Raw genomic sequence first — 7,257 nt, 5'->3', positions numbered from 1 at the left:
AAGAGGGGCTAGGGGAGATTAAAATTTAGATTAAAAAACCACCATAGCGAGAACCTCACGATACGGTCGAAATTTGGTTATTGATTACATACAAAATAAAAAGGAAACACTATGCACATCAACGAATCCACCATTGAAAATTTAGCACTGGAGCAGTTGCAATCGCTGGGCTGGGCGTATGCCTATGGTAAGGAGGTGCTGGCTGGGTTGGCTTATCCTTGGCGGGAGACAACGCAAGCGGTGGTGTTGAAGCCGTTGCTGTTGGAAGCCTTAGCGAGGATTAATCCCCATTTGCCGCTTGCAGTGTTGGAAGAGGTGGCTGCGGAGGTGTGCAAAAGTGATATTGCCCCATTGGCGGAGCGTAATCAGCGGTTTTATCGTCAGCTCAAGCAAGGCGTGGCGGTGCGTTATCAGGAAAACGGGCAGGAAAAGCACGATGTGGCGTTGTTGGTGGATTTCAGGCAGCCTGAAAAAAACCGTTTTGATGCGATTAATCAGTTGGAAATTCAAGGCACAAAAGGCAAACGCATTCCTGATATTTTGTGTTTTATCAATGGCTTACCGATGGCGATTTTTGAGCTGAAAAATCCGCTCAAGGTGAATGCTGGCATTGATAAAGCCTTTGAGCAGTTGCAAACCTATAAGCGGGAAATCAGCGATTTGTTTGTGTTCAATCAATTAATGGTGATTTCAGATGGCACAACCGCTCGGCTTGGTTCGCTCACGGCGGATTTTCAACGCTTTTTGCCTTGGAAAGTGGTGGACGAAAGCCAGCAGAGCCAACGCATTCCTTTTGAAAATGAGCAAACAGGGCTGTTGCAAGGGCTGTTTTCACCTGCGGTGTTGCTTGATTATGTGCGTGATTTTGTGGTGTTTGAAAGCGATAGCCGTGGACAAACGGTGAAAAAAATCGCCGCCTATCATCAGTTTTACGGCGTGAATGCGGCGGTGGAATCCACTATCGCCGCCTATTTGGGCGATAGTCGCAAGATCGGTGTGATTTGGCATACGCAAGGTTCGGGCAAATCGCTGTCGATGCTGTTTTATGCCGGCAAACTCATCAGCCAGCCTGAATTGCAAAATCCCACCATTGTGGTGGTTACCGATCGCAATGATTTAGACGGTCAGCTATTTGCCACTTTTAGCCAAGATCAAGACATCACCCGCCAAACGCCGATTCAAGCCAACGGTCGGGAAGAATTGCGTGCAGAGCTGGCGAAACGGGAAAGCGGCGGCATTATTTTTACCACCATTCAAAAATTCGGCTTGCGTGAGGGCGAGGAGCAACACCCTGTCCTTAACGACCGCCGCAATATTATTGTGATCAGCGATGAAGCCCACCGCTCACAATATGGCTTTTCGCAAAAAATCAACCAGCAAGGGCAATATCGTGATGGCTACGCTAAATACCTGCGTGCTGCCCTGCCCCACGCCAGTTTTATCGGCTTTACGGGTACGCCACTGAGCCTTGAAGACAAGGACACGCAAGAGGTGTTCGGGCGTTATATTTCCATTTACGATATTCAAGACGCGGTGGAAGACGGCGCAACCGTGCCGATTATTTACGAAGCACGCCAAATTCCCTTGCAAGAAAGCCAGCAATTTCATCACGCCGTGCAAGAAGCCCAAGAAATTTTAGAGGAAGACGAAGAGAGCTATTCTTTCCGCTTACTGGAACAATTAATGGGAACAGAACAACGCCTCGCCCACCTCGCCCAAGACTTGGTGCAACATTTTGAAGCACGCAATCAACTTTCAGACGGCAAGGCGATGGCGGTGGTGATGAGTCGCCGTATTTGTGTAAAATTATATAATGAAATCATTAAATTACGCCCCGATTGGCATAGCGATGATATTAATCAAGGCGTGGTGAAAGTGATGATGACGGGCAGTGCCAGCGACCCCGAAGAAATGCAAGCCCACGTTTACCCGTTCACCGAGAAAAAGCAGTTAGAAAAACGCTTTAAAGACCCTGATGATCCGCTCAAACTGGTGATCGTGCGAGATATGTGGCTCACGGGCTTTGATGCCCCTTGTTGCCATACGATGTACATCGACAAACCAATGCAAGGGCATAACCTAATGCAAGCCATTGCACGGGTGAACCGCGTTTTTCGCAACAAAAGCCGTGAAAATGGCGGCTTGATCGTGGATTATATTGGCTTAGCAGAGGAGCTGAAACAAGCCACCCAGCAATACACCAATGCAGGCGGCAAAGACAGCGTTACCACCGATATTCATCAAGTTTTCCAAAAAATGTTGGAATATTTGGACATCATTCGCGGGCAATTCGCCAGCCCTGTGGACGGCAAACCCTTTGATTTAACAGCGGCATTACACATCAGCGAGCCTGAAAAATTACTCAATGCCATCTGCCAAGCGGCGAACCATATCCTCGCCTTAGATCGACAAAAAACAGCAGAAAATCACACCGCACTTTATCCGCAAAAATCCGCACAAGGGGAGAAAACCCCACGCAAAAATGCCTTTCTGCAAGCAGTGCGACTGGCGAAAAAAGGCTTTTCCCTGTGTGGCTCAATGGAAGAAATCCAGCCCTACCGCCAGCAAATCGCCTTTTATGATGCCGTGCGTGCCACTATTGTGAAGCCTGAGCAACAGCACCGCCCCAACTCACCCAAAGAGCGACAATTAAAACTGGTTACCCTGCTCAACCAAGCGGTGCGTTCAGACGGCGTGGTGGATTTGTTCGACTTAATGGAAGAAGAACGCCCCGATCTTTCCCTGCTTTCCGAAGAATTTATGGGCAGAGTGGAAGCCAGCGACACGCCCGATTTATGGCTCGTAGCGATTGAGGGCTACCTGAAATCTTCCATTAAAAACAAAGCACAGAACAATCTCGGCACGCAAAAAACCTTTGAACAACGGCTCAAAGAAGCGATGAACCAATACCACAACCACAATTTAAGCGTGATGGAAATCATCAAAGAGCTGGTGGAAATGGCGAAAGAGTTCGAGCAACACCTCTCGCGTGGTAGCTCGTTAGGACTAAGCGATACAGAGCTGGCGTTTTACGATGCCTTAATCCAAAATCAAAGTGCGGTGGAAAAAATGGAAGATGCTACCCTCACCGCCCTTGCCAAAGAAATCACCGCCCAACTGCGTAAATCCGTCACCATCGACTGGCAACACAAAGAAGCCGTGCGTGCCAAAATGCGTGTGCTAATCCGCCGTGCCTTGCTGAAATACAAATACCCACCTGATTTGGCAACAGACGCTATTGAGTTTGTTTTGAAACAAGCGGAAGTGGTGGCGGACAATTTGAGCAGTGAATAAAATACTCATTTTGATGCAAACAAAACAGTGATTTTTGAAAAGCAGTTTCCCTGTTAAAATAATGTTTTCCTATTTTACTGTGAGATAATGATGAAATTATTACAAACTTTTTTGATGTTAACGGCTACTACTTTACCTTTTATGGCAAACGCACATAATTTAGTGGTTGGTAAAGCCCCTTTGACTATTAACGATGTGCAAAGTGGAGAAGTATTACTTAACGGCAATAACGTGCAATATCAAGCGTGGAATAGTGATCGTCTAAATGGTAAAGTGCGTGTTGTTCAACATATGGCAGGGCGTATCTCCGTAAAATCAATGAATGACCCATTAATGGACAAAATTAAAGCAGCCAAATTTCCACACGATAAATATCAAACCACCACAATTGTTAATATCGCAGATGCTACACTTGGTATGAGCAGTATGGCAAAAAGCAAAACCGAACGTGGTAAAAAAGATTTTCCTTACACGATGGTGGTTGTTGATGATAATGGCAAAGTCAAACAGCATTGGCAATTACAACCCGAAAATGCACTAATTTTAGTACTAGATAAAAATGGTATTGTCCGATTTGCCAAAGAGGGGAAATTATCTGAACAAGAAAATCAGCAAGTAATTGATTTAGTTTCTGATTTGCTTAAATAAAAATACCCCACTCAACGTGGGGTATCAACGACTTGTTTTCTGATAAACCTAATTTAACATTAAGCGACAACGCCAAATTTTTCTTTCATTAATGCTTCAAAATCAGTACAACCGCCGATTGGTTTTTCATCAATAAAAATTTGTGGCACAGTTTCCACCGGTTTACCAACAGATTTAGAAAGATCTGCTTTACTGATACCTTCTTCGATAATATCAACATAGCGATAATCAAAATCCTCAACGGTGTTTTTCAATTTTTCTGCCAACTCTTTTGCTCTTCTGCAATATGGGCAACCTGAACGACCAAAAATTACTGTATACATTATTGACTCCTTATTCAATTAATTAATAAAAACGCCATTATTGTATCGCAAGATAAATAAGAACGTGAAATTATTTTAAGCATTATAGCGATTGGTATATCATATCAATTAAAATCGTTTTAATTGAAAAAATTTTTATTAAGGGAGTAACTTATGTCTGTAGATGCAATAAAAACATTACATCATCACCGTTCTATCCGTAAATTTTTAGATAAAGAAATTGATGCCAACTTGCGTGAGCAATTGATTCAATCTGCCAGAATGGCCTCTTCCTCCAACCACTTACAATGCGTTTCTATTATTCGCGTAACCGATCAGATAATGCGTCAACAACTGATGGAATGGTGTTCTAATCAACAATATGTTGCTTCAGCTCCTGAATTTTGGGTATTTTGTATCGACTTTGCCAAACACGCTGACATTTTCCCACAAGCACAACTGGAATGGACTGAAGTGCTGTTAATTGGAGCAGTTGATGCCGGCATTATGGCACAAAATGTTTTAGCGAGTGCTGAATTACTTGGATTAGGCGGTGTCTATATCGGCTCATTGCGTAATCAAATGGCAAAAGTTGGAGAATTATTGCAATTGCCAAAACACACACTGCCTTTAGTCGGAATGTGTTTAGGTTACCCGAATCAGGATCCGCCGCTAAAACCACGTTTACCAAATGAAATGATGTTTTTCGAAAATCACTATCAACCATTAGATAAAAGCAAATTGGCTGAATTTGATCAACTTACTGCCGATTATTACCAAGCTCGCAGCAATATTGACAACAACTGGAGCAAAAACGTCATCAAAGCGTTGGATAAACCTGTTCGCCCAGGTGTACTGCCTTATTTGCATCAACAAGGCTTTGCTAAAAAATAATGTCTCAATGCAAAAATCAACATAAGATGTTGTTCCAAAGGAGTTTTGATGAAACTACTAATGCTCTGCCGTGAGCCTCGTCTTTATAGCTGTGTACGTTTGCAGGAGGCAGCGATTGAAAGCGGTCACCAAATGGATATTCTCGATCCTAATCGCTGTATTCTACAACTGCCTCATCAAGGCACGCCTCGCCTTTATTATCAGGCTATAGATACACAAGATTATCAACCATTACCACATTATGATGGTGTTATCCCTCGTTTTGGTACTACCAGTACTGAAATGGGGTGCCGAGTTCTACGTTATTTTGAAACACTCAGCACACCAATTCTTAACGGTTCGCAATCTTTTGCTCTTGCACGCGATAAATGGCAAAGCCTGCAAGTGCTACATCAACATCAATTACCAGTGCCAACAACCACTCTAGGTGGTAATGAAGTGAGTGCAGAATTAATCTCGCAGAATATTGGATCTCCGGCAATTTTAAAAACATTGACCGGCGCACAAGGTATCGGAGTAATGTTAATGCCGGAAAACAACAGTACCACCAGTGTGCTGGAAACTCTAAAACACGCCAATATTCCGGTGTTAGCACAACAATTTATCAGTGAAGCTAAAGGTGATGATTTACGCTGTTTTGTGATTGGAAATCGCGTAATTAGCGCAATGGAGCGTCAAGGCAAACTCGGTGAGTTTCGAGCCAATTTCCATCGCGGTGGCAGTGCTGTGCCAACAACTTTAACGGCACAAGAACAACAATTAGCTATTAAAGCAGCACAAGTTATTGGGCTAGATATTGCCGGTGTAGACATTATCCGCACTCATCAAGGTCCAATGATCTTAGAAGTTAACGCTAGCCCCGGTTTAGAATTAATCGAAAAAACCAGTAAACTGGATATCGCACTGCAAATGATTGTTTATTTAGAGAAAAAAATTATCGCCGCTTCATCAACAAAATAAATTAAAGGAATAATATGACACCTGAAATCATCCCATTTTGGCAAGCAATCACTAGCGCATTGTCGGAAAAAGAGCCTCAAAAAAAATGTGAGCTAGTAAATCAATTAATGGTACAAAATTGGCAATGGCAACTGCTTGAAAATATTGATAATTATCCGATAGTTACACCAAAAGATGAAATTGTTGGGATTCCTGACAAACCGAAATTAGTCGCACCGCAAAATGTACCGAGACGGGCGTTTTCCAGTGCTGAAGGTTACGCCGCTATATTTCACGCTATTGCACATATTGAATTCAATGCAATTAACCTTGGCTTAGATGCAGCATGGCGTTTTGGCCGTGATGCACAGCAACAACTTGGGCAAGGCATTGCTTTTGTTAAAGATTGGCTGAAAGTGGCACACGAAGAAACTTATCATTTTTCACTGGTTAAACAACATCTGCAATCACTTGGTTACCAATATGGTGATTTTGAGGCTCACGCCGGTTTATGGGAAATGGCTCAAGCCACAGCTCACGATATTTGGCAACGAATGGCATTAGTACCTCGTGTATTGGAGGCGCGTGGTTTAGATGCCACACCACCATTACGAGAAAAAATGGCTCAGCGTAAAGATTCTCGTGCAGTTGAGATTCTCACCATTATTCTCAATGAAGAGATCGGACACGTCGCTATCGGTAACCATTGGTATCACGCACTTTGCCAACAACGTAATCTTGATCCTCTTACCAGCTTTTCCGAGCTTCTACGTCAATATCGAATTGTTATTTTCAAAGGGGTAATTAATACAGATGCTCGCTTACAAGCTGGTTTTACAAAATTTGAACTTAACTGGATTAAAGAAATTGAGGAGTCGTTACGCAAAGACAGGAAAGGAGATCTTTAATATACATTTATGGTTTCTATTTGAAGCCATAAATTCTTATCCAAAATATTACATAACCCATCTAATCGCTTTAAGCACCTGTCGCTTTCTTGCAAATGCCGCTGATCCGATGTTCTCATTTTCGGTTGTTAGGTGATGGAAGATGGCGAATGCAGGAAATTTGATACATCATATTATTTATTGGTTATTGGCTGATTTGAGCGGAAAATATGTCGTGTTGCATTATTACTTTCTTGTAAGAAAGCAAAGTAGTAACTAAAAAAAACGCTAAC

The 7,257-nt window shown here is 42.9% G+C and carries 6 protein-coding genes; 5 read left to right on the top strand and 1 reads right to left on the bottom strand.

The genetic code is table 11. The features are described 5' to 3' along the window. Positions 1–111 precede the first annotated feature (111 nt). Both JP36_RS10095 and JP36_RS10090 read left to right on the top strand, forming a co-directional pair. Positions 112–3,294 (top strand): type I restriction endonuclease subunit R, encoded by a 3,183-nt coding sequence (locus tag JP36_RS10095; protein ID WP_039174368.1) that lies wholly within the window; start codon positions 112–114, stop codon positions 3,292–3,294. An 87-nt stretch (positions 3,295–3,381) separates the two neighbouring features. Further along, a complete protein-coding gene (locus JP36_RS10090; protein ID WP_234702189.1) occupies positions 3,382–3,942 on the top strand; it encodes a YtfJ family protein in 561 nt (186 codons plus the stop codon). Between the two features lie 59 nt (positions 3,943–4,001). Here JP36_RS10090 and JP36_RS10085 read toward each other — a convergent pair whose 3' ends face one another. Then, the gene (locus tag JP36_RS10085; protein ID WP_039132950.1) at positions 4,002–4,265 is read right to left on the bottom strand and encodes a GrxA family glutaredoxin; all 264 of its coding nucleotides are present in this window, start codon (positions 4,263–4,265) and stop codon (positions 4,002–4,004) included. A gap of 153 nt (positions 4,266–4,418) precedes the next feature. Between JP36_RS10085 and nfsA the strand changes: the two genes are divergently transcribed. The 3 genes from nfsA to JP36_RS10070 are packed head-to-tail and all read left to right on the top strand — an operon-like array spanning position 4,419 to position 6,985. Next, positions 4,419–5,138 carry an oxygen-insensitive NADPH nitroreductase gene (nfsA, locus tag JP36_RS10080; RefSeq protein ID WP_039174364.1) on the top strand — a complete coding sequence of 240 codons (720 nt, stop codon included), beginning with the start codon at positions 4,419–4,421 and terminating at the stop codon, positions 5,136–5,138. A 48-nt stretch (positions 5,139–5,186) separates the two neighbouring features. Then, the gene (locus JP36_RS10075) at positions 5,187–6,098 is read left to right on the top strand and encodes a RimK family alpha-L-glutamate ligase (RefSeq protein ID WP_039174362.1); all 912 of its coding nucleotides are present in this window, start codon (positions 5,187–5,189) and stop codon (positions 6,096–6,098) included. A 14-nt stretch (positions 6,099–6,112) separates the two neighbouring features. After that, entirely contained in the window at positions 6,113–6,985 is an 873-nt protein-coding gene (locus JP36_RS10070; RefSeq protein WP_039174360.1) for a ferritin-like domain-containing protein, read from the top strand. Positions 6,986–7,257 lie beyond the last annotated feature (272 nt).

The organism is Gallibacterium genomosp. 1, assembly GCF_000771875.1.
In the GTDB taxonomy this organism is placed as follows: Bacteria; Pseudomonadota; Gammaproteobacteria; order Enterobacterales; family Pasteurellaceae; genus Gallibacterium.
Note: the sequence above shows the minus strand (reverse complement) of the source record. Positions and strands in the feature narration are given on the sequence as shown.

Bases quoted from the DNA above. Each gene is read 5' to 3' on its own strand.
- JP36_RS10095 (WP_039174368.1), top strand. From the start codon at position 112: ATGCACATCAACGAATCCACCATTGAAAATTTAGCACTGGAGCAGTTG.
- JP36_RS10090 (WP_234702189.1), top strand. From the start codon at position 3,382: ATGATGAAATTATTACAAACTTTTTTGATGTTAACGGCTACTACTTTA.
- JP36_RS10085 (WP_039132950.1), bottom strand. From the start codon at position 4,265: ATGTATACAGTAATTTTTGGTCGTTCAGGTTGCCCATATTGCAGAAGA.
- nfsA (WP_039174364.1), top strand. From the start codon at position 4,419: ATGTCTGTAGATGCAATAAAAACATTACATCATCACCGTTCTATCCGT.
- JP36_RS10075 (WP_039174362.1), top strand. From the start codon at position 5,187: ATGAAACTACTAATGCTCTGCCGTGAGCCTCGTCTTTATAGCTGTGTA.
- JP36_RS10070 (WP_039174360.1), top strand. From the start codon at position 6,113: ATGACACCTGAAATCATCCCATTTTGGCAAGCAATCACTAGCGCATTG.